Raw genomic sequence first — 25,300 nt, 5'->3', positions numbered from 1 at the left:
CGAGTGGCTGCGGGAAAAAATACAGGCAGGAGACAAACCATCGTGGATCCGGCGGCTGCCGCGCGTGCGGCCGCAGTCCATCCGTCTCCGCATGCCTGTCAGGCCCTAGCGCGCACCGCCGCCCACGAGGAGGAGACACACAATGCAATCGAACAAGCTGTTCATCGCGCTGGCCGCCGCCAGCTTCGCCACTGCCGGCGCCGCCCACGCCAAGGAAGTCATCGTGCGCATCGGCCACGCCGGCCCGCTCAGCGGCCCGGCCGCCGCGTTCGGCAAGGATGGCGAGAACGGAGCCCGCCTCGCGATCGAGGACGCCAACGCGAAGAAGCTGCAGATCGGCGGCGACACGGTGAAGTTCGAACTCGTCAGCGAGGACGACCAGGCCGATCCGCGCACCGCCACGACGGTCGCCCAGCGCCTGACCGACGCCGGCGTGAAGGGCGTCGTCGGCCATGTGACCTCCGGCGCCTCGGTGCCGGCCGCGCGCATCTACGAAAACGCCGGCATCCCGATGATCACGCCGTCCTCGACCAGCCCGAAGCTCACCCAGCAGGGCTACAAGATGACCTTCCGCGTCATCGCCAACGATCTGCAGCAGGGCAACGCGCTGGGCCGCTACGCGGTGGAGCAGTTGAAGGCGGCGAAGATCGCGGTGATCGACGACCGCACCGCCTACGGCCAGGGCCTGGCCGATGCCTTCGCCAACGCGGTGAAGGCCGCCGGCGGCCAGATCGTCGGGCGCGAATTCACCAACGACAAGGCGACCGACTTCATGGCCATCCTCACCAAGGTGCGGGCGACCAATCCGGACGTGGTGTTCTACGGCGGCATGGACTCGCAGTCCGCGCCGCTGACGCGGCAGATGAAGCAGCTCGGCCTCACCGCCAAGTTCCTCACCGGCGACGGCGGCTGCACCGGCGAGATGATCAAGATGGCGGGCGACGCGCTGTCGGCCGCGACCTACTGCACGCAGGCCGGCATCCCGCTCGACAAGATGCCGGGCGGCAGCGCCTTCCGCACCCAGTTCAAGCAGCGCTACGGCAACGACATCCACGTTTATGCGCCGTATTCGTACGACGCCACGATGGCGCTGATCGAAGCGATGAAGGCGGCTGGTTCGGTCGAGCCGGCGAAGTACCAGCCCGTCCTGAAGACCCTCGCCCTGCAGGGCGTGACCGGCCCGCTGGCCTTCGACCAGAGCGGCGACATCAAGGGCGGCGCCATCACCGTCTCCAACTTCAGCGCCGGCCGCTGGGCCCCGCTGCAGACCCTGCAGTAAGTCTCCGACGGGCCGGCGCCCTCCTCCCGCGCCGGCCGGCTCCCTGCATTGCGACTCCGGCACCCGCCCCGCGGCGGGCGCTGCGGGCGCACTCATCCATATCCACGACGGCGCCCGCCGTCCATCAGGGTGAAACGATGGAAACCTTCCTGCAGCAAATGCTCAACGGCCTGGTGGCGGGCAGCATCTACGCGCTCGTCGCCCTCGGCTACACGATGGTCTATGGCATCCTCGGACTGATCAACTTCGCCCACGGCGAAATCGTCATGGTCGGCGCGCTGGTGGCGCTGCAGACCATCCTCTTCCTGTCCTCGGCGGTGCCCGGGCTGCCGCCGCTGGTGCTGCTGCTCGCCGGCGTCGCGGTCGCGGTGCCGGCCTGCATGGCGCTGGGCTACCTGATCGAGCGCATCGGCTACCGGCGGCTGCGCAGCGCGCCGCGGCTGGCGCCGCTGATCACCGCGATCGGCGTGTCCTTCCTGCTGCAGACGCTGGCGATGATCATCTGGGGGCGCGAGTTCCACGTCTTCCCGCAACTGATCGACACCGCGCCGATGCAGCCGGTCGAAGGCGTCATCGTGTCGCCGATGCAGGTGTTCACCATCGTCGTCGCCTTCGCGCTGATGGGCGGCCTGATGCTGCTGGTGAACAAGAGCCGGCTGGGCCGCGCGATGCGGGCCACCGCCGAGAACCACCGCGTCGCCGGGCTGATGGGCATCAACGCCAACGGCGTGATCGCCGCCACCTTCATCATCGGCTCGGGGCTGGCGGCGCTGGCCGGCGTGCTGTTCGCCTCCAACTACGCCATCGCGCACTACAGCATGGGCTTCACCCCGGGGCTCAAAGCCTTCACCGCGGCGGTGCTCGGCGGCATCGGCAACCTGCCCGGCGCGATGGTCGGCGGCCTGGTGCTCGGACTGGTCGAGAGCTTCGGCGCCGGCTACATCGAGCACCTCTCGTTCGGCTTCCTCAACTCGAGCTACCAGGACATCTTCGCCTTCATGATCCTCGGCGCCGTGCTCGTCTTCCGCCCCTCGGGCCTGCTCGGCGAACGTGTCGCCGACCGCGCCTGACCCGACAGGAAACGCATCCATGACCTCGACTTCCACGACCCTGCCGCGCGCGGCCGGCTTTCCGCTCGACCTGCGCCTGCAGCAGCCGCTCCTGATCGTGCTGGCGCTGGCCGCACCGCTCGCCGCCCTGGCCTTTGGCGCAAGCTGGGTGCGCATACTCGACTTCGCGCTGCTCTACGTGCTGCTGGCGATCGGCCTCAACCTGGTGGTGGGCTTCGCCGGCCTGCTGGACCTGGGCTACATCGCCTTCTACGCGGTCGGCGCCTACACCTGGGCCTTTCTCGCCTCGCCGCACTTCGGCATCCACCTGCCGTTCTGGATCGTGCTGCCGCTGGGCGCGGCCTTCGCGGCGCTGGCCGGCATCGCGCTCGGCTTTCCGACGCTGCGCCTGCGCGGCGACTACCTGGCGATCGTGACGCTGGGCTTCGGCGAGATCATCCGCATCTTCATGAACAACCTGAACCAGCCGATCAACATCACCAACGGCCCGCAGGGCATCGACATGATCGACCCGCTGAGCGTCGCCGGCATCGACCTGTCGCGCAACCTGGACCTGTTCGGCATGCAGGTGCCGTCGCTGGTGCTGTACTACTACGCCTTCCTCGGCGCGGTGGCGATCGCGCTGGTGCTGGTGCGGCGGCTGCAGATCTCGCGCATCGGCCGGGCGTGGGCGGCGATCCGCGAGGACGAACTGGCGGCCAAGGCGATCGGCATCGACACGCGCATGATGAAGCTGCTCGCCTTCGCGCTGGGCGCCACCTTCGGCGGCGTGTCGGGCGGGCTGTTCGCCGCCTTCCAGGGCTTCGTCAGCCCGGAGAGCTTCAGCCTGATGGAATCGATCGTGGTGCTGACGATGGTCGTGCTCGGCGGCATGGGCAACCTCGCCGGCGTGGTGTTCGGCGCCGTCGTGCTCACCGCGCTGCCCGAGCTGCTGCGCCACTTCGCCATCCCGCTGCAGACCGCGCTCTTCGGCAAGACCCTGCTCGACCCCGAGATCCTGCGCATGCTGCTGCTGTCGCTGGCCATGATCCTGATGATGCTGTGGCGCCCGGCCGGCCTGCTGCCCGCACGCACCCGCTATGCCCACCGCGAAGGGAGGAAGGCATGATCACCCTGCTCGAATCGCGCGCCGTCAACAAGCGCTTCGGCGGCCTGCAGGCGCTCACCGACGTGTCGCTGAAGATCCACCGCGGCGAGGTGTACGGCCTCATCGGCCCCAACGGCGCCGGCAAGACGACCTTCTTCAACGTGCTCACCGGCGCCTACCCGATCGACGGCGGCGAGTTCGTCATGAACGGCACCGAACTGCCGGCCGGCAAGCCGCACCGCATCGTCGCCCACGGCGTTGCCCGCACCTTCCAGAACATCCGCCTGTTCCGCGACCTGACCGCGCTCGAGAACGTCATGGCCGGCCACCACATCCGCACCCGTGCCGGAGTGTGGGGCATCCTGACGCAGAGCCGCACCGCGCGCGAGGAGGAAAAGCTGGTGACCGAGCGCGCGCTCGAGATCCTCGACTACGTCGGCATCGGCCGCCACGCCGACACGGTGGCGCGCAACCTGTCCTACGGCGACCAGCGCCGGCTGGAGATCGCCCGCGCGCTCGCCACCGAGCCGCAACTGCTGGCGCTGGACGAGCCCGCCGCCGGCATGAACGCCACCGAGACCGCCGGCCTGCGCGCGCTGATCGAAACGCTGCGCGCCGACGGCATCACCGTGCTGCTGATCGAGCACGACGTAAAGCTCATCATGGGGCTGTGCGACCGCGTCGCCGTCCTCGACTTCGGCAAGAAGATCGCCGAAGGCACTCCGGCCGAGGTCCAGCGCGACCCCGGCGTGATCCGCGCCTACCTGGGAGACCACCGTGCCCACTGACAACGCCCGCCCCATCCTCGAAGTCCGCAACCTGCAGGTCGCCTACGGCGGCATCCAGGCGGTGAAGGGCATCGACCTTCACCTGTGCGAAGGCGAACTGGTGTCGCTGATCGGCGCCAACGGCGCCGGCAAGACGACCACGCTCAACACGCTGGCCGGCGTGGTACCGCACGGCGGCGGCGAGATCCTGCACCGCGGCGAAGAGATCGGCCGCCTGCCCTCCCACCTGCGGCTGCGCCGCGGCCTCGCGCTGGTACCCGAAGGACGCGGCATCTTCACCCGGCTGACGGTGGAGGAAAACCTGCTCACCGGCGCCTACACCCGCCGCGATCCGGAGGGCGTCGCGGCCGACATCGAGAAGGTGTTCGCGCTGCTGCCGCGCGTCAAGGAACGCCTGCACCAGACCGCCGGCACGCTGTCCGGCGGCGAGCAGCAGATGGTCGCGATCGGCCGCGCGCTGCTGTCGCGGCCGCAGGTGCTGCTGCTCGACGAGCCGTCGATGGGCCTCGCGCCGCTGGTGGTGGAAAAGATCTTCGAGGTGATCCATGCGATCACCCGTGACGGCATGGCGGTACTGCTGGTCGAGCAGAACGCCAACCTGGCGCTGGAAGTCAGCGAACGCGCCTACGTGATGGACGGCGGGCGCATCACGCTGACCGGCACCGGCCGCCAGTTGCTGAGCGACCCGAAGGTGCGCAGCGCCTATCTGGGCGAGGAACTGCTCGCCGCCTGAGCGCCCCGCCTGGCCGGGAGGTCCGGTGCCGCATCACGCGGCAGCGGACGGCTGGTCCGGTGGGCCGCGCCGCGGGACGGCACCGCCGCGCCTACAGCGGCAGCGCCGTCTCGTTCTTGATCTCGCGCAGCGCCACGCTGGAATGGGTGACGTCCACCTCGGGATCTTCAGCAGGAAGTTGTGCATGAAGGTCGACAGCGCCTCGAGGTTGGGCAGGTAGAGCTTGAGCAGGCAGTCGGTCTCGCCGAGCAGTTCGTAGCACTCCACCACTTCGTCGCAGTTCTTCACCGCCTGCTCGAAGCGTTCGAGCACGTCGGCGCTGTGCTTCCTGAGCTTGACCCGCACCCACACGCAGGTGTCCAGGCCGATCTTCCTGCGGTCAAGCAGCGCCACGTAGCCGCGGATCAGTCCCGCTTCCTCCAGCTCGCGCACCCGCCGCCAGCACGGCGATGCCGACAGGCCCACCTTGTCGGCCAGCGCCTGCGTGCTGATCGACGAGTCCTTCTGCAACTGGGCGAGGATGCGCCGCTGCACCGGATCGAGTTTCATGTCTCCCACCCTGTCGTTTTCCCGCGGCCGCCGCTGTCGCGGCAGCGGCCGGGCGCCTGCGCTCAGAGCACCTTCAGCAGTTCGACCTCGAACACCAGCGTGGCATTGGGTGGGATCACGCCGCCGGCGCCGCGAGAGCCGTAGCCCAGTTGCGGCGGGATCGTCAGCTTGCGCCTGCCGCCCACCTTCATGCCCTGCACGCCCTCGTCCCAGCCGCGGATCACGTGACCGGCGCCGAGCGGGAAATTGAACGGATCGTTGCGGTCCTTGCTGGAGTCGAACTTGGTACCGTCGGTCAGCCAGCCGGTGTAATGCACCGACACCATCTTGCCCTTCTCGGCAAGGTCGCCGCTGCCGGTTTCGATGTCGTCGATGACGAGGCCGCTGGCGGTGGTGGTCTGGGTCATGCGCGTCTCCTGCTCGGGGATGAAAGGACAGGCATTCTACCCGCCGCCGCGCTCAATCCGCCCGCCAGCGCGCGGCGAACTTCTGGCGGAACTTGGCCACCTTGGGCGCGACCACGTAGCGGCAGTAGGACTGCTCGGGATTGTCGGCGAAATAGTTACGGTGCTCTTCCTCCGCCGGCCAGAACAGGTCGGCATGCTTGATCTCGGTGACGATGGGCTCCGGCCACAGCCCGGCGTGGTCGAGTTCCTCGATCAGCGCCAGCGCGGTTTCGAGCTGGGCGTTGCCGGTGACGAAGATCACCGAGCGGTACTGCGGGCCGACGTCGTTGCCCTGGCGGTCCGGCGTGGTCGGATCGTGGATGGTGAAGAAGATCTCGAGGATCTCGCGGTAGCCGATGCGCGCCGGATCGAAGTCCACCTTCACCACTTCGGCGTGGCCGGTGGTGCCGGTGCACACCTGGCGGTAGGTCGGCGCTTCGGCGAGGCCGCCGCTGTAGCCGGACTCCACCGACAGCACCCCATCCACGCGCTGGAACACCGCCTCCAGGCACCAGAAGCATCCGCCGCCGAGGATCGCGGTTTCGTGCCCGGCAGCCGGCAGGGGTGGCAGTTCGCCGGCGGGCGCGGTCGTCGTGTTCGTCATGGTCGTTCTCTCCGTTGGATCGGGATGGACGGCGCGGCCGGAAACCGTCCGGCACACCCCGTGTGCATGCTGTGACCGCGGCGCGTTCAGCGGAAACCGCATGAAGACTGATCGATTTTAAGAGCAGGGACGAAGTCAAAGAGTTCCGTCAATTATCCAACGTCAAAAAATTAAAAATCAGAACTTTCTTTTTCCCGGCTTAATAGCGAGGAATGACGATCAGCCCTAAAGAAGAAAGCTCCGCCGAGAAAATCGAATATGAATTCGCATACCAACAATATTCAAAAGAAAAACTTTGCAAGCTGAAACTGGGTATCAAACAGGCTTCCTCCTCCCTTCAATACAACGGCTCCAGATTTTCAGATGGAATTAAAGAAAAAACCCCCACTGATTTTCATCAAAAAACACATAACTATTTTTTCAATACGACTCCCAAAGCACGTCAGAGAACACAAAGAAGTCACCGCCCTCATTGCGCTGGTGCTGCCAGCGCCTGAAATCGGTATTGCGGGCTGGAACAAAGCCCTGAAAGGCTTGGTTCGGTACAGGCAAGGAGGCCGGGCGCTTCATAGGCCGGCATTTCAGCCTTGGAAGCGCGGCGTCATGCCCGGCAAGCGCGGTCGTCACGCCCGTTCTGCCCGCGGGGTCGGGATTGAGAGACGGCGACGCTGCGCGTTCAGCGGAAGCTGAAGCTGTAGTGCAGGTCGAGTGAATTGTCGGTGCCGCCGCGTGCGATCAGCGCCAGCCGGCGCGACAACTGGTAGGTGAGCTTGACCAGGGTTTCTGCGCCGCCCAGGCTCTGCTCGAACGACAGGAAGAGGTCGCTGCCCAGGCGCTTGCCCACGCTCAGCACCTGGCCGGCGACGGTGGGGCCGCTGGCGATGCGCGCGCCGCCGCCCACCACGCGGCTGGTAGCGGTGCGGGAGGCGCTGTTGAGTTCGCCCTGGCCGATGGAGAAGCTGTCGAAGCCCAGGCTGCGCGACAGTTCGTCCGTCATGCCGCCGCCCGGCCCGCCGAGCAGCGCCTGCGCCGCCGGCAGCAGCAGGCCGAGGTCGGCCCCCGACGCGGCGTCCGGCGCGCGGCCGAGCACGATCCACGACAGTTTCTCCGGATCGGGCACCGACGGCTCGGACACCAGGCGCACCTTCGGCCGGCGTGCGCTGCCGAGGATCTCGACGCCCGCCTCCACTTCCAGCCCCTTGCGCAGCGCGACGACGTTGAGCCCGGGGTCGTCGAGCGCGCCCTGGAAATTCACCAGTCCGCGCTCGATGCTCAGCCGCTGGCCGTAGCCCCGGTAGCTGCCGCCCACCGTGGCCACCGTGCCGACCGCCGACAGCGGAAGGCCGGGCTGCTGGCGCAGCCGCAGTTCGCCGGACAGGCGGGTGTCGAGCCCCATCGCCGACAGGTACAGCGCATCGCCGAGCGCCACCCGGAGATCGGCGCGCACGCCGAAGCTGCCCGCCTTTTCCTCGCGGCCGAGCACGACCACGTCGTCGCCCAGGCTGGGCGGCGGCGCCTCGGCGAATTCCAGGTAGCCGGCGTCGGCGCGGAAGTCGGCCTGCAGGTCGAGCGAGGTCCATGTCGAGCGCCCGCTGCCGCTGCCCGACACGATGAGCCAGCGGTCCGCGCGCTGCAGCAGCGGCAGGCGGTCGGCGCGGAAGCTGAATTCCCCGGCGCCGGTGCCGAGCAGGATCTCGCCCGAGGCGGTCAGCGTGCCCGGCGTCGCGGTGAGCCGCTCGAACGGCACGCGGTCGTCGCGCGGGCGCACGCGGTTGGGCGACACGAAGGCGAGGCGGTCGAGCCGCAGGCGGTCGCGGTCGAAACTCATGTCGAGTTCGCCGCCGGACAGCACCAGGCCCTGGTCCACCAGCGCCAGTTGCAGGCCGCGCCCGTCGATGCGCCCGCTCGCGAGCGGTTCGGCCACCGTGCCGGCCAGGGTGAATTCGCCCTTCAGGCTGCCAGCCGTCTCCACGTTCTCGCGCATCAGCCGGCCGAGCCAGGTGATGGACGGCATGTCCAGCCGCGCGGCGCCCGTCAGCGGCGCCTGCGGCGCGATGCGCCAGGCGCCCTTGCCGCTGCGTTCGGCGCGCAGCGAGGCGGAGCCGACGACGCGCCCGAACTCGCTGCCGCTCGCTTCCCAGCTCAGCGCCAGACGATCGTCGCGCGCCGCCAGCCGCGCCTCGAGGGACTCGAGCCCGAGGCGGGTGCGGATCTCGCCTTCGACGCTGATGTCCCCCGACTCGCGGAACACGCGCGCCTCGCCCTCCAGCGTGTCGCCGGCGCGCAGGTTCCATTCGGCGCCCAGCGTCAGCAGGCCGGCGCCGCGCCGCGGCCGTTCGCCGCGGCCGGCGCGTGCAGCCGTGGTGCGCGCCGCATCCCGCGGCCGCAGGTCGACCACCAGGCCGGTGAGCGAACCGCGCGCGACGCTGGCGGAGGGCGTCCAGCGCGTTTCCTGCAGCCGGATGCGCCCCTGCTCGCCGACGGCCAGCTCCGCGGCGCCGAGGCCGATGCGCCCGGCGGAAAGCTCGAGGCTGGCAGGCGCGGCCAGCCGGGCGGAGACGCGGCCGCCGGTCTCCAGCGCGGCAAGCTCGCCCGCCCAGCCCAGGGTCTCGCCACCGCCGGCGGACGTCGCCGCAGCGCGTTTCACCGTCGTCAATCCGCCCTGCAGGCGCAGGTCCAGGCGGTCGCTCTCGAGGCCGGTCGCGCGCAGGAGCAGCGTATGCGCGGCCCGCGTGCCTTCCGCCGTGAGGTAGGCCGAATCCACCAGTACCTGCCTTTCGCCAGCCTTGCCGTCATCCTGCGGGGCCGTCGAGGCGAGCCCCGACAGCCCGACCGACAGCCGGAACGGGCCATCCACGCCGGCATCCAGGCGGGCCTCGCCATTGACGCCCGCCAGGCTCAGCGTCCCCGGCAAGCGCAGCGCGGAGCCGAAGAAAATCAGGTTTCCGGCGGGTTTCGCCAGGCTGCCCGCCAGCATCCCTTCCGCGCCCGCGCGGCCGCCGAGGCCGTAGCCGATCGCCGACAGCGCGGGCGCATCGAGCCGGAGCGCGAGCCGGTCGCCCTGCCCGCCCCAGTCGCCGCTCGCCTGCAGCCGGTTCCCCGCCAGTTCCAGCGCCAGCGCGACGTCGGCAACGCGGAACGCGCCGTCCGTCGCGGTGTAGCGGAATGCGCCGGTGCCACCCAGCGGGCGGCCCTCGAAGCGGCTGCCGGGCAGGCCGAACTTCGCCTGCAGCTCCGTCCGCGGCGCCAGCGTCCCATGCGCTTCCACGTCGAGGTTGAGCACGGCCGACGGTGCCGACGGCAGCAGCGCGCGCGGGTCCACCTTGCGCAGCCTGCCATCGAGGCTGAAGCTGCGCGGCGTCACGCCGGCCTCGTCGGGCGGCCCGGCCTGCAGTTCGGCGCGCGCGTCGATGCGCGCCACGCCGACGTCCAGCGCCACGAGGGCGTGCTGGCGCGTCGCATCGGCATCGAGTTCGATGCGGCCGGCCACGGTCTGCGACGGCAGCCGGCCGTCGATCGCCCGAGTATCGATGCCGGCCAGTTCGAGCACGGCGGCGACATGGCCGAAGGCCCCAGGCAGGTCCGCGGGCAGCCCGGCTGACGCGGCCGGGCTGCCCGCGCCCTCCCTGCCCTCGTCTTCCCCGCCCGCCGCGGCCGGCGGCGACCAGGACAGGCGGCCGCCGATGCGTCCTGCCGGCGCATGGGCGCGCGCGCCGGGCAAAAGCAGTTCGAGCTGCTCGATGTCCACCGCACCCTTGCGCCAGGCGAGCCGGCCGGTGGCCGCGGTGAGCGGCAGGCCGCCGGCGTCGATCGGCGCCGGGCTGCGATTGGTGATGCGCAGCGGGCCGCTCAGCAAGGCATCGCCGCCGGCGGGCATCGCCAGTTCGGCCTCCAGCCGCAGCGCCGCGCGCGGGGCGCCGGCGGCGAAGGCCGCGGGGTCGACGTCGCCGAGGGTGAGGCTGAGCGCGCGCAGCGGCAGCGGGTCGAAAGGCGCGGCGTACACCTCCGCGCGCCCCTGCAGGCCCTCGCCCTCGGCCTCGAGGTCGATGCGAGGGTGCAGCAGGGTTTCGCCGGCGGTGAACGCCAGCGCATAGGCCCGGCCGTCCTGCCGGCCCGAAAAGCTTCCGCTCGCGGACAATGCGAAGGGGGCGATGCCGTCGAGTTCGCCGGCCAGTTCCGCACGGCCTTGCGGCAAGGTCAGCGCCAGCGCGGCAAGGCGATGCCTGCGCCCGTCGCTGGAGAGCGCGGCCGCGAGGTCGGTGAAGGAAAAGACGGGGGCGTCGGCCCCGTCCGCCGCAGGCGCGTCCGGCGCGGCGGGCGCCGCGAGTTCGCTCAGCGCGAAGGCGCCGAGTTCCAGGCGCCGCAGTTCCACCGCCAAGGGCAGCGTCAGGCGCTGCGGCGGCGCCGGCGGTTCGTCCTGCACGGAGGGGCGCCGCGCCACCTGCAGGCTGCGCGCCGCGAGCCGGTCGACGGCGAGGCGGCCGGACAGCAGTTGCGAGGGCTGCCAGTCGAGGGCCAGATCGCGGATCTCAATGTACAGGTCGGCGCCGGAAAAGCGGACGAGGCCGGCGCGCAGGGGCCCCGACAGCCGGCCTTCGGGCGCCTCGACCACGAGGCGCCCGGCAAGCGCGCGCTGCGCAAGGCCGACGAGCCCGCGCAGGCCGGCTTCGGTGGCGGCGAACCAGGCGCCAAGCGCCGCCACTGCCAGCAGCAACAGCAGCAGCCCTCCCGCCAGCCGGCGGACGCGCCGGGCACGGCGCGGCGGCGGCGCGGCACCGTCGCCGGACGCGTGCGGGCCCGGTGCGGGCGAAACGCTCTCGTCCGGGCCGGCCACCATCCGTCAGCCGAACAGTGCGCGCAGTCCCTCGCCGGGTTCGGCCACGCGCATGAAAGCCTCGCCCACCAGGAAGGTCTGCACCGCGTTGCCGCGCATCAGCGCGACGTCTTCCGGCCGCAGGATGCCGGATTCGGTGACGACGATGCGGCCCGCCGGGATGCGCGGCAACAGGTCCAGCGTCGTCTGCAGCGATACGTCGAAGGTGCGCAGGTTGCGGTTGTTGATGCCGACCAGTGGCGTCTGCAGTTGCAGCGCCTGTTCCAGTTCGTCCGCGTCATGCACCTCGACCAGCGCCGCCATGCCCAGATCGCGCGCGATCGCCTCCATGTCGCGCATGCGGCCAAGGTCGAGGCTGGCGGCGATCAGCAGGATGGCGTCCGCGCCCATCGCGCGCGCCTCGTACACCTGGTAGGTGTCGACGAGGAAGTCCTTGCGCAGCACCGGCAGCGCACAGGCCGCGCGCGCGGCCCGCAGGTAGTCGGGCGAGCCCTGGAAGAACTGGCGATCCGTCAGCACCGACAGGCAGGCCGCCCCTGCCGCCTCGTAGGAGCGCGCGATGTCGGCGGGGCGGAAGTCCTCGCGGATCACGCCCTTGGACGGGCTGGCCTTCTTGATCTCGGCGATCACCGCCGGCCGGCCGGCGGCGTGCCGCGCGCGGATCGCGCCGACGAAATCGCGCGGCGGTGCATGCTGCAGCGTGGCTTCGGCCTCGGCGCGCAGCGCGGCGAGCGGCTTCGCAGCGGCGGCAGCGGCGACCTCGCCAGCCTTCACCGTGTTGATCCTGTCCAGGATGTCGCTCATCGGACGCCCCTCCCGCCGCTGCGCGACACCGTCCCCAAGAGAGGCAGAGCGCCCCTTCCGGGCTGCCAAGCGGTGGCGCTCATTGCGCCGCCCCGAAGCGCTGGGTGTACTGCACGAACTGGTCGAGCTTGGCCCGCGCCGCGCCGGATTCGATGACCTCGCGCGCACGCGCGATGCCTGCGCCGATCGAATCGACCAGGTTGGCGGCATACAGCGCCAGTCCGGCGTTGAGCAGCACGACGTCGAGCGCCGGGCCGGGTTCGTTGTCGAGCACGCCGAGCAGCACGCGGCGCGATTCGTGGACGTCGGCGACGCGCAGGTTGCGGGTGGCGGCCATCGCCAGGCCGAAATCCTCCGGATGGATCTCGTATTCGCGCACCTCGCCGTCCTTCAGTTCGCCGACCAGGGTGGCGGCACCGAGGCTGGCCTCGTCCATGCCGTCCATGCCGTGCACCACCAGCACATGGCCGGCGCCAAGGCGATGCATCACCCGCGCCAGGATGCCGACGAGGTCGGGGTGGAACACGCCGAGCAGCGTGTTCGGCGCGCCGGCCGGATTCGTCAGCGGCCCGAGGATGTTGAAGATGGTGCGCACGCCCATCTCGCGGCGCACCGGTGCGACATTCTTCATCGCGGCGTGGAAGTTGGGCGCGAACATGAAGCCGATGCCGGTGGCCTCGATGCACTCGGCGACCTGCTCGGGGGTCAGCATCAGGTGGGCGCCCAGCGCCTCGATCACGTCGGCGGCGCCGGACTTGGACGACACGCTGCGCCCGCCGTGCTTGGCGACGCGCGCGCCGGCCGCCGCGGCGACGAAGATCGTCGTCGTCGAGATGTTGAAGGTGTGCGAGGCATCGCCGCCGGTGCCGACGACGTCGAGGAAGTGCGGGCCGGGCGCGTCCACCACGACCTTGGTCGACATCTCGCGCATCACCGCGGCGGCGGCGGTGATCTCGTCGATGGTCTCTTTCTTAACACGCAGTCCGGTGAGGATGGCCGCGGTCATCACCGGCGAAATCTCGCCGGCCATGATCTGGCGCATCAGCGACAGCATCTCGTCGTAGAAGATCTCGCGGTGTTCGATGGTGCGCTGCAGCGCCTGTTGGGCAGTGATCGTCATGCGTGTGGTTCCTTCAGCCGGCCGGCGCGCCGCTCAGCGCGCGCGGTCGAGAAAGTTGCGCAGCAGGTCGTGGCCACGCTCGGTGAGGATGGATTCGGGGTGGAACTGCACGCCTTCCACGTCCAGTTCCTTGTGGCGCACGCCCATGATCTCGCCGTCGTCGGTCCAGGCGGTGATCTCGAGGCAGTCGGGTAGGGTCTCGCGTTCGATCGCCAGCGAATGATAGCGGGTGCAGGTGAGCGGATCGGGCAGGCCGCGGAACACGCCGACGCCCTTGTGATGCACCGGCGAGGTCTTGCCGTGCATCAGCTTCTGCGCATGCACGATGTGCCCGCCGAAGGCCGCGCCTATGCTCTGGTGGCCGAGGCAGACGCCGAGGATGGGCAGCCTGCCGGTGAATTCCCTGATCGCCGGCACCGAGATCCCGGCTTCGGCCGGCGAGCACGGCCCGGGCGAGATCACCAGTTGGCCGGGCTTCATCGCGGCGATCTGTTCGAGGGTGATCTCGTCGTTGCGATGTACCTTGACGTCGGCGCCCAGTTCGCCGAAGTACTGCACCAGGTTGTAGGTGAAGCTGTCGTAGTTGTCGATTATCAGCAATTTAGACATCTTAACACCTTGTTTTATATGAATAAATTTCTGAAATCTGCCGCTCATTACTCACACTGTTATACACATCTGCACCAGATTCCAGCGGAACAAGCGCCGAAACGCCACCCAGACGGTGGGTCGCGAGCACGGGGGAAGACGTCCTGGAGCGCCGACTGGACGCGCATGCTGCCACGCACCACTCGGACGGGGCGCGTAGCGCAGCACTAGCGTTAAGGGAAAGTTCTATGGGCATCGGGCAATCTCCTAAGTTCTTGGAGCCGCCGTGCCGGAGAGCCATCTGCTGAACCTTGCCTGCCGATACGGCGGCAAGGTGCGGTCGAGGCCGCAACGACGTGCCGCTTCCTATTCGAGGAAGCGCCACCACTGAGCAATGTTGATCGAAGCGGTACGGGTCATGGCAGACCTGAGTTCAGTTAACCGGAGGGCGCATGCGGGACTGCATACCCCAGCAGCTTTACGTTTTTTGATCATAACACGCCTTTGCGCTCATCCGTCTATAGCCCGCGCGGTCGCCAAGGCGATCGTATCAAACCGGTGGAAGGCCCACGAGTTCGGCCCGGGGCTGTCACTGGCACCGACGAGCAGGAGCCTGGTCTTGAGGCCGGTCTTATGTGAAAAGTCCACGCCCAGAACCATGCGCAGCGATCCGCCCCGCTCGTCTGGCGAAACGCTCGACGGTAGGTGTGGCTCCGCATGCCAGTCGAAACAGGTTCGTCCCGATCCAGTGCGGCCCCTCCGCCAGAGGGCGCATGACGACGCCCCATTGTCTGGCTTGGGCAACGCGCCCCCTGGGGGCAAGACCTATTCCGTAGCCCGCGGCCACCAGCACGGTCATCAACTCGAAGGTGGTGGCTGTAAACGCTGCATGCTGGTGGCCGATGAGGGCCTCGACCCGCAGGTTCAGTTCCTTGCAGGTCTGCGGACACCACTGAATCATGGGGTAGTGGAGCAGTTCTCCCAACGGAATCGACGGACAGGCGAGCAATGGCGACCGCACCGGCACGGCGGCGGCCAATTCGTCGCGCCAAAGCGGTTCAGCGCGCAGTGCGGGCAACACCGGGGTAGCCCACGCGATCCCCGCGTCGTAGCGCCCCGCCTCCAAGCCATGAAACAGCTCGGCTGGCGGCGCTTCCTTCAGCAGTATGGCCGTTTCAGGCTCTTCCACGCGCTGAAGGGCAAGCAAGGCGGCCAGTTGCGGCAGGAACATGCCGCAGGAAACGCCAAGCGTGATTGTGGAAGGCTGGCTGGAGGTGTTCATGGGCACCCTCCCGGAGGCGTCTTGAATCCCGAACATCATAGCAAGAGTTAAATTTAACGTGGTTTTACTTGCTGTGATGTTCGACGCTTTCACTGATGCGAAAGCGCACTGTCCAACGAGGCCGCCCTGCGGGCACGACCACCTACGAAGCTGAGCCGGCCAAAGCGTTTGGTTCGGCAGTTCGTGCGGCCCGGATGGAACAAGGTATCGCCCAGGAAGAACTCGCTGCCCTGGCTGGAATCGAACGCTCCCACATGGGGAAGGTCGAGCGCGGAGAGCACATGCCTACGCTGGCATTGATTCTCAGGATCGCAGTTGCCTTGAGCCTAAGCTCTGCCGACCTGATGGCAGCGACAGAAGCCAATCTGCGTTCGGGCCTCAAGGAGTAGCCGACGAGCGGCTTTTCCGTCCTGCCTACTCTGCAGGATGGGCATGCAGGCGGGCAATGAAGCGATCCAAGGACATTGAAGGATTCCCGTTGTCCGGTCGCAGCAGGTAAGTCGTCAGTACGGCATCGGCGATGGCCAGAGGGCGGACCACAACGCCGGGGTGATGACATATTGCCATCCTCGCTGCACCGGTGAATCCAATGCCGTAGCCTGCTCCAACAAGCGTCAACATCATGTCTGCCGAGGAGACGTGTTCTACGATGGTCGGCTCTCGCTCCAAGGTGCGGAGCAACCGTGCCAGTTCCCTGCAGTAGCCCTCGCACACGTGTGGATCGCACATGACTAACGGATAGCGAGCCAACTCTTCAAGCGGAACTTCCTTGAGAACAAGCAGAGGATGGTGCGTCGGTATGGCCAAGACGATCGGATCCCGCCAGACGGGTTCGCTAACGACCCCCTCACCGGCATCGGCCGCACGCGCAAGTCCGATATCGAAACCTCCCGTGCGCAATCCGCGCAGTTGTTCGGCGAGAGGAACTTCGGTCAGCCGAATTTCTACTTCAGGCTCTTCTTCGCGACAGCGCGCAAGAAAGGAAGATAGCCGGGGATCTACCGCGCCGTCGGATACAGCAATACGCAAGCTGCCGCGGTAGCCTGCGGAGATAGCTTTCACATTTTCGCGGGCCTGCTCCAAAGTTGTAAACAGCCGCCGCACATCCTCCAGGAACACGACTCCCGCCCTGGTGAGACGGGTTCCTCGACGGTTCCTCTCGAATAGCAAAGCGCCCAGATCATCCTCCAACTCCTTGATGGTGCGGGAAAGGGGCGATTGCTCAATGTGCAGGCGTTCGGCTGCGCGTGTGAAATGCAGTTCCTCGGCTACGGCAACGAAGCATCGTAGATGTCGCAATTCCATGCCCGCATGCCCATCAGGTGCTGAAGCATCCCTCAACGCGAACGTTCCGGACTCGCATTGCCTATTCCTCTATCCGGTTGGCGGGCCAGGCGCCACTGTGGATGGTATCGGAACGCTGGACGTCGATCCCGGTGATCCTGTCCGGCACTCGGAGCGAACCACTGCAGCCGGTCTCTTGCACCAAGGCGCCATCGGCACTGTGCAATTCCCCGTGTTTCTCACATACCTATTGCCGATTTCGACTGCCCAGGCGCTGGCAAGCGTCAAGCAGAGGCATCCGGCTTCAGTTGGCTGGTCATCCGTGCAAGCTTGGCAAAGAGCTTGCGGAACTCGGCATCCGGCTCTGCACCGAAGCGTGGATCACCGTTCTTGCCGAACGCATGTGCAATTTCCTGCCAGTCCTGGGCAAGCAGATGCACCTGCGCCGCCGGAAGGACAACCTGCTCCTCAAGGCTCATGTGTTGCCATTGCGCACCGATGAAGCGATCCAGCGCCGCCGCGAACGCGCCTTCCTGCGTGGAGCCTTCTGCCTGGTATTTCCGTAGTGCCGCGAACAGCTGGTCCAGCAGCGACTCGTCCGCATGCTCGGCTTCGAGCGCTGCCAACGTGTCATCGATCGCGTGGGTACGCTTGCGCAGCAGGGTGAAGAGGTATGCGTTCTCCTTCGGGTGATGCAACTTCTGTGGAAACTCGCGGATGTAGTACAGCAGTTGCTCGAACACTTGAAAGTCGAGCGGAGCGGACTGTTCAATGGCACGGTCCCGCAAATGCCGCATGGCGTGCAGCACAGCGGCAAGAGAGCGGTGCTCGTCCTGGATGATCGCCAACGCCTTGTTCATATCCGGCGTCAGCGAATTGCGCATGACTGACGACACCAGAACCGGTACCTTGGCATGCATCAGTACCTTCAGCGTCTCCGAGCCGAGCAGCAAGCCACCAATGCTCTTCGGTCCACGCGAGGCCATGAAAATGAGATCGCACCCCTGCTCCTCGGCCGCTTGGACGATTGCTTCGTGGGGACGGTCACTGACCTTGAACAGGGAAGCATGGGGCACACCTGCTGCACGGGCGGCAGCTTCGGCCTTCAGCAGGACAGGATGGGCATCGCCCGCAATGGTCTCCGACAGAAGAGTTGGCGCAATGCTGCGCAGGCCCGCGCCGTCACCGGTCGCCAGGATGTCCGGTGCCGCATAGAAGAAGGTGATGGCTGCACCGATCTCCCTTGCGAAGGCAATTGCACTGCCTATCGTCTGGTTGGACAACTGCGAGCCGTCGGTAGGAACAAGCAATTTCTTGTACATGGGATCCTCGCAATCAGGGACGCTGGATAGCGGTCAAATCGTCACTGAGGACGGGTGTCTGCAGATACTGTCTTTGTGGAAAACCCGAACTTTCATCCCGTCAGAACTTCATTTTCAGCAGCTTGCTCCGAAACATTCGATACGAGAATAAAGCGCAGAACCTGATAAAGAGATTGCCGAAGTTCGTTTTCGTCAACATGGCACCCCTTCACCGCACGCATGAGAAATCCGGATACCAAAGAGCTGAGGAGCTCAAACCGGATTTCGATTTCGGCGTCGCTCAATGGCACGGATCTCGATTCGTTGATGCATTTCAATATCTCGAGCATGCTCTTTCTCGTTCGTTGATCGCAGTCCTGAACGATACGGCCCAAACGAGCATTACGCGTGGCCTCCGACATTATCTCCAGTCTGAGCCTTGCATTTTCGAGGCGCGAGAACTCGATGGACACATCCGCGACATGTGAAATCAACCCATCTAGGATTTCCGTGCAATTAAGGATGGCGGAGTGCACTTCCAGAATTTCCTCCATGGCCTCTTCCGCGATTGCCTCGACAATGGCTTCCTTGTTCTGAAAATAATGGTAGATATGCCCAACGCTCATTCCGGACGATTTCGCCAGGACTGCGATACTCGTGCCGTGGAAGCCGTACTCGCTGAAACACGCCTTGGCCGCACACAAAATCTGATCCCGGCGCAATTCGGCACCACTTCTTCTTTCTCCTGGAGAATCGGTCCTGTTTTCCATCCGCCTACGCCTCCAACGCCTTCACATGGGTGATGGCCTCGGCAATCGCCTGCTGCGCGCTGCCGTACAGCATGCGGCAGTTGTCCTTGTAGAACAGCGCATTCTCGATCCCCGAGTAGCCCGCGCCCTTGCCGCGCTTCACCACGATCACGTTCTGCGCCATGTCCACGTTCAGGATCGGCATGCCGTAGATCGGGCTGGACTTGTCGGTACGCGCCACCGGATTGACCACGTCGTTGGCCCCGATCACCAGCGCGACGTCCGCCTGCGGGAAGTCGGCGTTGATCTCCTCCAGGTCGAAGATCTTGTCGTACGGCACCCCGGCTTCCGCCAGCAGCACGTTCATGTGCCCCGGCATGCGCCCGGCCACCGGATGGATCGCGAACACCACCTCGACCCCGCCTTCTTCGAGCAACTGCGCCATCTCCCACACCTTGTGCTGGGCCCCGGCCACCGCCATGCCGTAGCCCGGCACGATGATCACCTTGCTCGCGTAGCGCATCACCGAGGCCGCATCGAGCGCCGAGAACTCCTTCATCGTCCCTTCGATCGCCTGCCCGTCCCCGCCGGCAGCCGCGCCGCCGATCGGGGTGAACAGCACGTTGGAGATCGGCCGGTTCATCGCCTTGGCCATCAGCTGTGTGAGCAGCGTGCCCGAGGCGCCGACCACGATACCGGCCACGATCAGCGCCGGGTTGCCCAGCACATAGCCTTCGAAGCCCACCGCCAACCCCGTGAAAGCGTTCAGCAGCGAGATCACCACCGGCATGTCGGCGCCGCCGATCGGGCTGGTGAGGATCACGCCAAGCGCGAGCGCCAGTACGAAGAAGGCAATCACGAGATTCGGATCGACGGCAGACGCGATGACGATCGCGGCACCCAGCCCAAGCGTGGCCAACGCGAGGATCACGTTGACCGCGTTCTGCGCCGGTAGCCGCCACGCTTTCTGCATGATGCCCTGCAGTTTGGCGAAGGCGATGCACGAACCCGAGAAGGCGACCGCGCCGATCAACGCGCCGAGCACCGCGAGCGTGGTGACCACGAGGCCGTGGACTTCGCCTCGGGCGAATTCGAGCGCCGCAATCGCCGCGGCCGCACCGCCGCCCATGCCGTTGTAGATCGCCACCATCTGCGGCATGTCGGTCATCCTGACCACCTTGCCGCTCCACCAGGCCAAGGCGCCACCGGTGACGATGGCGACGATCATCAGGCCGAAGTTGGCCAGGCCGGGCGTGGCGAAGGTCACCAGCGTGGCCGCTACCATGGCGATGCCGCCCCAGACGATGCCGCGCCGCGCGGTGACGGGCGAACTCATCGCCTTGAGCGCGAGGATGAAGACGATGGCGACCCCGAAATAGGATGCGTCGATGAACCACTTGGCGGTCATTGCGCGCCCTCCTTCTTGCCGCCCTTGAACATGGCGAGCATGCGTTCGGTCACCACGTAGCCGCCGGCCGCGTTGGCCGCGCCCAGGAACACCGCGACGAAGCCGATCGCCAATTGCACCGGGTCTTCCGGGTCGGCATGGCCGAGCACCACCATCGCGCCCACCAGCACCACGCCGTGGACGAAGTTCGAGCCGCTCATCAGCGGCGTGTGCAGGATCACCGGCACCCGCGAGATCACCTCGTAGCCGGTGAAGGCGGCGAGCATGAAGATATACAGCGCTGCGATTCCATCCATGGTCAGGCTCCTTGCAGGCCGAGCGCCTGCGCCACGCCGGCGTGGCGCAGCTCGCCCGCGTGGGTCAGGCAGCAGCCGGCCATCACCTCGTCTTCCCAGTCGAGCGCGAGCGCGCCGTCCTTGATGAAGGGCGAGATGAAATTGAACAGGTTCTTGGCGTACATCTCGGACGCATGCACCGGCATGCGGCTGGCGATGTGGGTGGGGCCGATGACGAGCACGTCGTTGATCCAGGTCTTCTCGCCGGCCACCGTGCCCTCGACGTTGCCGCCGGTTTCGGCGGCCATGTCGACCACCACCGCGCCCGGCTTCATGCGCGCGATCATGTCGGCGGTGACGATGCGCGGCGCCCGCTTGCCCGGAATCGCGGCGGTGGTGATCAGCGCGTCGCACTGGCCGACCGCCTTGGCCAAGCGCTCGGCCTGCTTCGCCTTCTCTTCGTCGGTGAGTTCGCGCGCATAGCCGCCGGCGCCCGCGGCCGAGACGCCGGTATCGACGAACTTGGCGCCGAGCGATTCGACCTGCTCCTTGGTTTCCGGGCGCACGTCGTAGGCTTCGACCATCGCGCCGATGCGCCGCGCGGTGGCGATCGCCTGCAACCCGGCCACGCCGGCGCCGACCACCAGCACCTTGGCCGGGCGGATGGTGCCGGCGGCGTAGGTGAGCATCGGGAAGAACTTGGGCGAATGGTCGGCGGCGATCAGCGCGCATTCGTAGCCGGCCACCGCGGCCTGGCTCGACAGCGCGTCCATGCTCTGCGAGCGCGTGATGCGCGGCAGCAGCTCCAGCGCGAACGCGGTGATCTGCCGCTCCTGCAGGAGCTTCACCCGCTCCACGTCGGCCCACGGCTGCAGCATGCCCAGCAGCACGCTGCCCGGCTTCATCGCCGCCAGGCGCTCGGGCGCCGGCGGCTGCACACACAGCACGATGTCGGCTTGGGCGAAAACCTCGGCCGCAGCGCCCGGAGTCACCTCAGTGAAGGCGTCGTCGCGATAATGCGCAGGGTCGCCCGCCCCCCGCTCAAGTATCACCCGGGCGCCAAGGCCCAGATACTTCTTCACCACGTCAGGAACCACTGGCAAACGGCGCTCGCCGGGGGTGATCTCACGTGCAACACCAATCAGGATCGTCATCGATTGAATCCCGGTCTGCAGGCTGCTCAAAATAAAAAAAGAAGCGTCGCGCAAGGGGAGGAGGGAGAGGAGACTGCCCCGTAGAGCTGAATGCGACGCTCCCGGAAAATCGGGTCGTGGTTGCCTCACGTCCTGTGCGGCACACTCACGACAGGGCTGCGGTCAATTCGGGGACCGCAGTGAACAGGTCCGCCACCAGACCGTAGTCCGCGACCTGGAAGATGGGCGCTTCTTCATCCTTGTTGATTGCCACGATCACCTTGGAGTCCTTCATGCCCGCCAGATGCTGGATCGCACCCGAAATGCCGATCGCGAGGTAGAGTTGCGGCGCCACGATCTTGCCCGTCTGGCCCACCTGGTAGTCGTTGGGCACATAGCCCGCATCGACCGCCGCGCGGCTCGCGCCCAGCGCGGCCCCCAGTTTGTCGGCAAGCGGTTCGAGCAATCGGGTGTAGGTTTCGCCGCTACCCAGCCCACGGCCGCCGGAGACGATGATCTTCGCCGCGCCCAGTTCCGGCCGTGCGCTCTTGCTGATCTCGCGGCCAACCAGGCTGGACAGGCCGGTATCAGTACCGGCGGCAACGGCCTCGATGGCCGCACCGCTGCCCTCGCCCGCCGCTTCGAAAGCGGTGGTGCGCACCGTGATCACCTTGACCGGATCCGCACTCTTCACCGTCGCCAGCGCATTGCCGGCATAGATCGGCCGCACGAAGATGTCCGGGCTTTCCACCGCGACGATGTCGCTGATCTGCGCCACGTCGAGCAGCGCCGCCACGCGCGGCAGCACGTTCTTGCCCGCACTGGTGGCCGATGCCAGCACATGGCTGTAGCCGGCGGCCAGAGCCCGGAGCAGGTCGGCGACGTTCTCGGCAAGCTGCGCCTCCAGGTGCGGCGCATCGGCCACCAGCACCTTGGACACACCGGCCACCCTTGCGGCGGCTTCAGCCGCGGCACTCACATTGGCGCCGGCGACGAGCACATGGATGTCGCCGCCGATCCTGCTTGCGGCGGTGATGGTGTTGAGGGTGGCCGCCTTCAGGGTCAGGTTGTCGTGTTCGGCCAGGACGAGAATCGCCATCAGATCACCTTCGCTTCGTTCTTCAGTTTGTCGATGAGCTGGGCCACGTCGGCCACCCGCACGCCGGTGCTGCGCCTGGGCGGCTCGGCCACCTTCAGTATCGTGAGCCGTGGCGTCACATCCACGCCGAGGTCGGCAGGCTTCACCGTGTCGAGCGGCTTCTTCTTCGCCTTCATGATGTTGGGCAGGGTTGCGTAGCGCGGCTCGTTCAGGCGCAGGTCGGTCGTCACCACCGCCGGCAGCTTGATCGCCAGCGTCTCCAGTCCCCCATCGATCTCACGCGTGACGGTGGCCTTGCCACCGCCGATCGCGAGCTTGGAAGCGAAGGTCGCCTGCGGCCAGCCCAAGAGCGCTGCCAGCATCTGGCCGGTCTGGTTGGCGTCGTTGTCGATCGCCTGCTTGCCGCCGATCACCAGTGCTGGCTCTTCCCTGTCGCAAAGCGCCTTCAGCAGCTTGGCGACCGCCAGCGGCTGCAGCTCCACGTCGGTCTCGACCAGGATGGCACGGTCCGCGCCGATCGCCAGCGCCGCGCGTAGCGTCTCCTGGCAGGCCCCCACGCCGCAGCTCACCGCCACCACTTCGGCAGCCACGCCAGCCTCCTTCAGACGCACCGCCTCTTCCACGGCGATCTCGTCGAAGGGATTCATCGCCATCTTGACGTTGGACAGGTCCACCCCCGTCCCGTCGGCCTTCACCCGCGCTTTCACGTTGTAATCAAGCACACGCTTGACGGGCACGAGAATCTTCATCCTATGACCTTGCAGCAGAAAATAACGATTGCATGAACGGCACCGGCGATAGCACGCGGTGCCTCAATAGCCCTTGAACTGAGGCGTGCGGCGCTCGATGAACGCTTTCACGCCCTCGGTCGCGTCTTCGCTTCTCGAGTTGACTTCCTGTGCCATGGCTTCTTCGAGAAATGCGTTGCCGCGGTCGGTGTCTAGGGATTTGTTGATGAGGCGCTTGGCCAGCGAGATGGCGGTCGTGGGGCCAGTGGCGAGACGGGCGGCCAGGGCATCGACCGTGGCGGCCAGCTCGGCATCGGCCACCACCCGGTTGACGAGGCCGAGCGCATGCGCATCGCGCGCCGACACCTTGTCGCCGAAGAACACCAGTTCCTTGGCCTTCTGCACGCCGACCAGACGCGGCAGCAGGTAGGCCCCCCCGGCATCGACCGTGAGGCCCCGGCGCACGAAGATCTCGATGAAGCCCGCTTCCTCGGCGGCCACCACCAGGTCGCAGGCAAAGGCCAGATGGGCACCCAGCCCCGCGGCCGTCCCCTGCACCGCCGCGATCACCGGCTTGCCGCAGTCGAGCACCGCCGCGACCAGGCGCTGGGCGCCGTTCATGATGCGCTGCATCGCCTCGCCCGCGCGCAGGCCACCCTCGGCGATGGCCTCGATGTCAGCACCAGAGCAGAAATGCTTGCCGTTCGAGGCCAGCACCACCACACGCACCGCGGAGTCACGTCCGGCCTGTTCCAAGAGGCCGATGATGGCCTCGCGCTGTGCCGCGGCAATGGCGTTGGCGACCTCCGGGCGGTTAAGCACGATGCGGCAAATGCCGTTCTCGACCGAATGCAGGACCAGGGTTCCGATCACTTCGTTCATGGCGTTACCTGTAGTTTTGACATTGACATGGATTCAGCGGCCCGGCCGGGGCGATTGCGCGGCCCCCCCGGATTCGACGAGCGCATCGATCTCGGTATCGCTCAAGCCGGCTTCGCTCAGCACTTCCCTGCTGTGCTCGCCGAGCTGCGGCGCGTGCCGGCGGATGGACGGCTTCGAGCGCGACCACTTCGAGGGAATCGCCATTTCGTAGATTGCCCCTTCGCTCGGGTGCTCGATCCGGCGGAAAAACCCCGTTGCCTTCAGATGCGGGTCGTCCATGATCGAAGTGAGCGTATGCATGGGCGCAACCGGAATGTCCGCCGCCCTGAAGGCCGCCAGCCACTCAGCCGTCGTACGCTGCGGCATGGTCTCCGCGATCAGCGCATAGACCGCCGGGGCGTGCACCGTCCGCGCGGTGAGATCCTTGAACCGTGGGTCCTCGAGCAACCCTGGCCGGCCGATCATCTCGCCGAACCTCTCCCAGTGCTTGTCGGTGTAGATGATCACGCAGACATGGCCGTCCTTCGTCGGATAGGGACGACGCTCCCTGTTGAGCGTGCGCTGATAGCCGGGCGGCCCCAGCGGCGGCTCGAAGGTCAGCCCGCCGAGGTGGTCGCCCATGACGTTCTGCACCATGGTCTCGAACATCGGGACCTCGATGCACTGGCCAAGTCCGCTGCGCTCGCGCTCGAACAGCGCCGCCATGATCGCGATCGCCGCACTCTGCCCCACGGAGCGGTCGTTGTAGGCCACCGGCACGTAGTGCGGCTGTTCCGAACCCGCCGCGACGAGCAGCGAGGGCACCGTGGTCAGCGCCTGGATGAGGTCCTCGTAGGCGGGATCGGCGGCATAGGGACCATCCTGGCCGAAGCCGACCAGCGAAGCGACGACGAGTCGTGGATTGCGCCGGCTCAGCACCTCGCTGTCCAGTCCGAGGCGGGCCAGCGCCTTCGGCCGCACGTTGGAGACGAAGACGTCCGCCGTCTCCAGCAGCTTCAGCAGCGCATCGAGCGCACCTTCCCGCTTGAGGTCGAGCACCAGGCTGCGCTTGTTGCGGTTCAGGTGCAGGTAGATGGTGCCCATGTTCGGGCTGCGCATCGGCGGCACCTGCCGCGTGGTGTCGCCGGCGGGCGCCTCCACCTTGATCACGTCCGCGCCATAGTCGGCGAGGATCTGCGTGGCGTAAGGCCCCATCAGCACCGAGGTCATGTCGACGATGCGTACACCGTCCAGTAGAGCAGCCAAGCCGGTCTCCTC

The 25,300-nt window shown here is 67.1% G+C and carries 25 protein-coding genes; 6 read left to right on the top strand and 19 right to left on the bottom strand.

Translation table 11 applies throughout. The features are described 5' to 3' along the window. The first annotated feature begins 142 nt into the window (after window positions 1-142). The 5 genes from CCZ27_RS01355 (at window position 143) to CCZ27_RS01335 (ending at window position 4,957) form a co-directional block, all read left to right on the top strand. Window positions 143-1,279: a branched-chain amino acid ABC transporter substrate-binding protein gene (locus CCZ27_RS01355; RefSeq protein WP_096445016.1), complete on the top strand. Its 1,137-nt coding sequence runs from the start codon at window positions 143-145 to the stop codon at window positions 1,277-1,279. Between the two features lie 137 nt (window positions 1,280-1,416). Then, entirely contained in the window at window positions 1,417-2,349 is a 933-nt protein-coding gene (locus tag CCZ27_RS01350; protein ID WP_096445015.1) for a branched-chain amino acid ABC transporter permease, read from the top strand. Between the two features lie 19 nt (window positions 2,350-2,368). Beyond that, window positions 2,369-3,457: an ABC transporter permease subunit gene (locus CCZ27_RS01345; RefSeq protein WP_096445014.1), complete on the top strand. Its 1,089-nt coding sequence runs from the start codon at window positions 2,369-2,371 to the stop codon at window positions 3,455-3,457. After that, the gene (locus CCZ27_RS01340) at window positions 3,454-4,224 is read left to right on the top strand and encodes an ABC transporter ATP-binding protein (RefSeq protein ID WP_096445013.1); all 771 of its coding nucleotides are present in this window, start codon (window positions 3,454-3,456) and stop codon (window positions 4,222-4,224) included. Before CCZ27_RS01345 ends, CCZ27_RS01340 begins: the two co-directional genes overlap by 4 nt. Further along, entirely contained in the window at window positions 4,214-4,957 is a 744-nt protein-coding gene (locus tag CCZ27_RS01335; RefSeq protein WP_096445012.1) for an ABC transporter ATP-binding protein, read from the top strand. Before CCZ27_RS01340 ends, CCZ27_RS01335 begins: the two co-directional genes overlap by 11 nt. Window positions 4,958-4,990: 33 nt before the next feature. Here CCZ27_RS01335 and CCZ27_RS01330 read toward each other — a convergent pair whose 3' ends face one another. The 9 genes from CCZ27_RS01330 to CCZ27_RS01295 form a co-directional block, all read right to left on the bottom strand. Beyond that, window positions 4,991-5,506, bottom strand: coding sequence for an Lrp/AsnC family transcriptional regulator (locus CCZ27_RS01330; protein WP_232516521.1), 516 nt, complete (start codon window positions 5,504-5,506; stop codon window positions 4,991-4,993). A 62-nt stretch (window positions 5,507-5,568) separates the two neighbouring features. Further along, window positions 5,569-5,913 carry an FKBP-type peptidyl-prolyl cis-trans isomerase gene (locus tag CCZ27_RS01325; protein WP_096445011.1) on the bottom strand — a complete coding sequence of 115 codons (345 nt, stop codon included), beginning with the start codon at window positions 5,911-5,913 and terminating at the stop codon, window positions 5,569-5,571. Between the two features lie 52 nt (window positions 5,914-5,965). Further along, complete coding sequence (gene msrA, locus CCZ27_RS01320) at window positions 5,966-6,556, bottom strand: peptide-methionine (S)-S-oxide reductase MsrA (protein WP_096445010.1); 591 nt, start codon at window positions 6,554-6,556, stop codon at window positions 5,966-5,968. Window positions 6,557-6,976: 420 nt separating this feature from the next. Then, window positions 6,977-7,126, bottom strand: a complete 150-nt coding sequence (locus CCZ27_RS24685; protein WP_385962193.1) for a DUF6402 family protein — start codon at window positions 7,124-7,126, stop codon at window positions 6,977-6,979. A 106-nt stretch (window positions 7,127-7,232) separates the two neighbouring features. After that, window positions 7,233-11,393 (bottom strand): translocation/assembly module TamB domain-containing protein, encoded by a 4,161-nt coding sequence (locus CCZ27_RS01315; RefSeq protein WP_096445009.1) that lies wholly within the window; start codon window positions 11,391-11,393, stop codon window positions 7,233-7,235. Window positions 11,394-11,396: 3 nt separating this feature from the next. Further along, on the bottom strand, window positions 11,397-12,194 hold the full coding sequence (trpC, locus tag CCZ27_RS01310; protein WP_096445008.1) for an indole-3-glycerol phosphate synthase TrpC: 798 nt from the start codon (window positions 12,192-12,194) through the stop codon (window positions 11,397-11,399). Window positions 12,195-12,273: 79 nt separating this feature from the next. Then, complete coding sequence (gene trpD / locus CCZ27_RS01305; protein ID WP_096445007.1) at window positions 12,274-13,314, bottom strand: anthranilate phosphoribosyltransferase; 1,041 nt, start codon at window positions 13,312-13,314, stop codon at window positions 12,274-12,276. A 33-nt stretch (window positions 13,315-13,347) separates the two neighbouring features. Beyond that, window positions 13,348-13,923 (bottom strand): aminodeoxychorismate/anthranilate synthase component II, encoded by a 576-nt coding sequence (locus tag CCZ27_RS01300; protein ID WP_096445006.1) that lies wholly within the window; start codon window positions 13,921-13,923, stop codon window positions 13,348-13,350. Between the two features lie 610 nt (window positions 13,924-14,533). Next, the gene (locus tag CCZ27_RS01295; protein WP_096452045.1) at window positions 14,534-15,184 is read right to left on the bottom strand and encodes a LysR family substrate-binding domain-containing protein; all 651 of its coding nucleotides are present in this window, start codon (window positions 15,182-15,184) and stop codon (window positions 14,534-14,536) included. Window positions 15,185-15,279: 95 nt separating this feature from the next. Between CCZ27_RS01295 and CCZ27_RS01290 the strand changes: the two genes are divergently transcribed. Further along, on the top strand, window positions 15,280-15,573 hold the full coding sequence (locus tag CCZ27_RS01290; RefSeq protein ID WP_096445005.1) for a helix-turn-helix domain-containing protein: 294 nt from the start codon (window positions 15,280-15,282) through the stop codon (window positions 15,571-15,573). Window positions 15,574-15,598: 25 nt separating this feature from the next. On the opposite strand, the gene CCZ27_RS01285 is transcribed toward CCZ27_RS01290, so the two are convergent. From CCZ27_RS01285 to CCZ27_RS01240, 10 genes are all read right to left on the bottom strand, one after another. Next, window positions 15,599-16,489: a LysR family transcriptional regulator gene (locus CCZ27_RS01285; RefSeq protein ID WP_096445004.1), complete on the bottom strand. Its 891-nt coding sequence runs from the start codon at window positions 16,487-16,489 to the stop codon at window positions 15,599-15,601. A 263-nt stretch (window positions 16,490-16,752) separates the two neighbouring features. Then, window positions 16,753-17,790, bottom strand: a complete 1,038-nt coding sequence (locus CCZ27_RS01280) for a universal stress protein (RefSeq protein WP_096445003.1) — start codon at window positions 17,788-17,790, stop codon at window positions 16,753-16,755. A 92-nt stretch (window positions 17,791-17,882) separates the two neighbouring features. Further along, window positions 17,883-18,539: a TetR/AcrR family transcriptional regulator gene (locus tag CCZ27_RS01275; protein ID WP_096445002.1), complete on the bottom strand. Its 657-nt coding sequence runs from the start codon at window positions 18,537-18,539 to the stop codon at window positions 17,883-17,885. A 4-nt stretch (window positions 18,540-18,543) separates the two neighbouring features. Further along, complete coding sequence (locus CCZ27_RS01270) at window positions 18,544-19,926, bottom strand: NAD(P)(+) transhydrogenase (Re/Si-specific) subunit beta (protein ID WP_096445001.1); 1,383 nt, start codon at window positions 19,924-19,926, stop codon at window positions 18,544-18,546. Beyond that, window positions 19,923-20,222, bottom strand: coding sequence for an NAD(P) transhydrogenase subunit alpha part 2 (locus CCZ27_RS01265; RefSeq protein ID WP_096445000.1), 300 nt, complete (start codon window positions 20,220-20,222; stop codon window positions 19,923-19,925). The genes CCZ27_RS01270 and CCZ27_RS01265 overlap by 4 nt, the downstream gene beginning before the upstream one ends. Before the next feature lie 2 nt (window positions 20,223-20,224). Further along, entirely contained in the window at window positions 20,225-21,355 is a 1,131-nt protein-coding gene (locus tag CCZ27_RS01260; protein ID WP_096444999.1) for an NAD(P) transhydrogenase subunit alpha, read from the bottom strand. 145 nt (window positions 21,356-21,500) lie between these two features. After that, window positions 21,501-22,433 carry an electron transfer flavoprotein subunit alpha/FixB family protein gene (locus CCZ27_RS01255; protein WP_096444998.1) on the bottom strand — a complete coding sequence of 311 codons (933 nt, stop codon included), beginning with the start codon at window positions 22,431-22,433 and terminating at the stop codon, window positions 21,501-21,503. Further along, a complete protein-coding gene (locus CCZ27_RS01250; protein ID WP_096444997.1) occupies window positions 22,433-23,182 on the bottom strand; it encodes an electron transfer flavoprotein subunit beta/FixA family protein in 750 nt (249 codons plus the stop codon). Before CCZ27_RS01250 ends, CCZ27_RS01255 begins: the two co-directional genes overlap by 1 nt. A 63-nt stretch (window positions 23,183-23,245) precedes the next feature. Then, window positions 23,246-24,043 carry an enoyl-CoA hydratase/isomerase family protein gene (locus CCZ27_RS01245; RefSeq protein WP_096444996.1) on the bottom strand — a complete coding sequence of 266 codons (798 nt, stop codon included), beginning with the start codon at window positions 24,041-24,043 and terminating at the stop codon, window positions 23,246-23,248. A 33-nt stretch (window positions 24,044-24,076) separates the two neighbouring features. Further along, the gene (locus CCZ27_RS01240; RefSeq protein WP_096444995.1) at window positions 24,077-25,288 is read right to left on the bottom strand and encodes a CaiB/BaiF CoA transferase family protein; all 1,212 of its coding nucleotides are present in this window, start codon (window positions 25,286-25,288) and stop codon (window positions 24,077-24,079) included. Window positions 25,289-25,300 lie beyond the last annotated feature (12 nt).

The organism is Thauera sp. K11 (assembly GCF_002354895.1).
GTDB classification, from domain to species: Bacteria; Pseudomonadota; Gammaproteobacteria; order Burkholderiales; family Rhodocyclaceae; genus Thauera; species Thauera sinica.
Note: the sequence above shows the minus strand (reverse complement) of the source record. Positions and strands in the feature narration are given on the sequence as shown.

Bases quoted from the DNA above. Each gene is read 5' to 3' on its own strand.
- CCZ27_RS01355 (WP_096445016.1), top strand. From the start codon at position 143: ATGCAATCGAACAAGCTGTTCATCGCGCTGGCCGCCGCCAGCTTCGCC.
- CCZ27_RS01350 (WP_096445015.1), top strand. From the start codon at position 1,417: ATGGAAACCTTCCTGCAGCAAATGCTCAACGGCCTGGTGGCGGGCAGC.
- CCZ27_RS01345 (WP_096445014.1), top strand. From the start codon at position 2,369: ATGACCTCGACTTCCACGACCCTGCCGCGCGCGGCCGGCTTTCCGCTC.
- CCZ27_RS01340 (WP_096445013.1), top strand. From the start codon at position 3,454: ATGATCACCCTGCTCGAATCGCGCGCCGTCAACAAGCGCTTCGGCGGC.
- CCZ27_RS01330 (WP_232516521.1), bottom strand. From the start codon at position 5,506: ATGAAACTCGATCCGGTGCAGCGGCGCATCCTCGCCCAGTTGCAGAAG.
- CCZ27_RS01325 (WP_096445011.1), bottom strand. From the start codon at position 5,913: ATGACCCAGACCACCACCGCCAGCGGCCTCGTCATCGACGACATCGAA.
- msrA (WP_096445010.1), bottom strand. From the start codon at position 6,556: ATGACGAACACGACGACCGCGCCCGCCGGCGAACTGCCACCCCTGCCG.
- CCZ27_RS24685 (WP_385962193.1), bottom strand. From the start codon at position 7,126: ATGAAGCGCCCGGCCTCCTTGCCTGTACCGAACCAAGCCTTTCAGGGC.
- CCZ27_RS01315 (WP_096445009.1), bottom strand. From the start codon at position 11,393: ATGGTGGCCGGCCCGGACGAGAGCGTTTCGCCCGCACCGGGCCCGCAC.
- trpC (WP_096445008.1), bottom strand. From the start codon at position 12,194: ATGAGCGACATCCTGGACAGGATCAACACGGTGAAGGCTGGCGAGGTC.
- trpD (WP_096445007.1), bottom strand. From the start codon at position 13,314: ATGACGATCACTGCCCAACAGGCGCTGCAGCGCACCATCGAACACCGC.
- CCZ27_RS01300 (WP_096445006.1), bottom strand. From the start codon at position 13,923: ATGTCTAAATTGCTGATAATCGACAACTACGACAGCTTCACCTACAAC.
- CCZ27_RS01295 (WP_096452045.1), bottom strand. From the start codon at position 15,184: ATGAACACCTCCAGCCAGCCTTCCACAATCACGCTTGGCGTTTCCTGC.
- CCZ27_RS01290 (WP_096445005.1), top strand. From the start codon at position 15,280: ATGCGAAAGCGCACTGTCCAACGAGGCCGCCCTGCGGGCACGACCACC.
- CCZ27_RS01285 (WP_096445004.1), bottom strand. From the start codon at position 16,489: ATGGAATTGCGACATCTACGATGCTTCGTTGCCGTAGCCGAGGAACTG.
- CCZ27_RS01280 (WP_096445003.1), bottom strand. From the start codon at position 17,790: ATGTACAAGAAATTGCTTGTTCCTACCGACGGCTCGCAGTTGTCCAAC.
- CCZ27_RS01275 (WP_096445002.1), bottom strand. From the start codon at position 18,539: ATGGAAAACAGGACCGATTCTCCAGGAGAAAGAAGAAGTGGTGCCGAA.
- CCZ27_RS01270 (WP_096445001.1), bottom strand. From the start codon at position 19,926: ATGACCGCCAAGTGGTTCATCGACGCATCCTATTTCGGGGTCGCCATC.
- CCZ27_RS01265 (WP_096445000.1), bottom strand. From the start codon at position 20,222: ATGGATGGAATCGCAGCGCTGTATATCTTCATGCTCGCCGCCTTCACC.
- CCZ27_RS01260 (WP_096444999.1), bottom strand. From the start codon at position 21,355: ATGACGATCCTGATTGGTGTTGCACGTGAGATCACCCCCGGCGAGCGC.
- CCZ27_RS01255 (WP_096444998.1), bottom strand. From the start codon at position 22,433: ATGGCGATTCTCGTCCTGGCCGAACACGACAACCTGACCCTGAAGGCG.
- CCZ27_RS01250 (WP_096444997.1), bottom strand. From the start codon at position 23,182: ATGAAGATTCTCGTGCCCGTCAAGCGTGTGCTTGATTACAACGTGAAA.
- CCZ27_RS01245 (WP_096444996.1), bottom strand. From the start codon at position 24,043: ATGAACGAAGTGATCGGAACCCTGGTCCTGCATTCGGTCGAGAACGGC.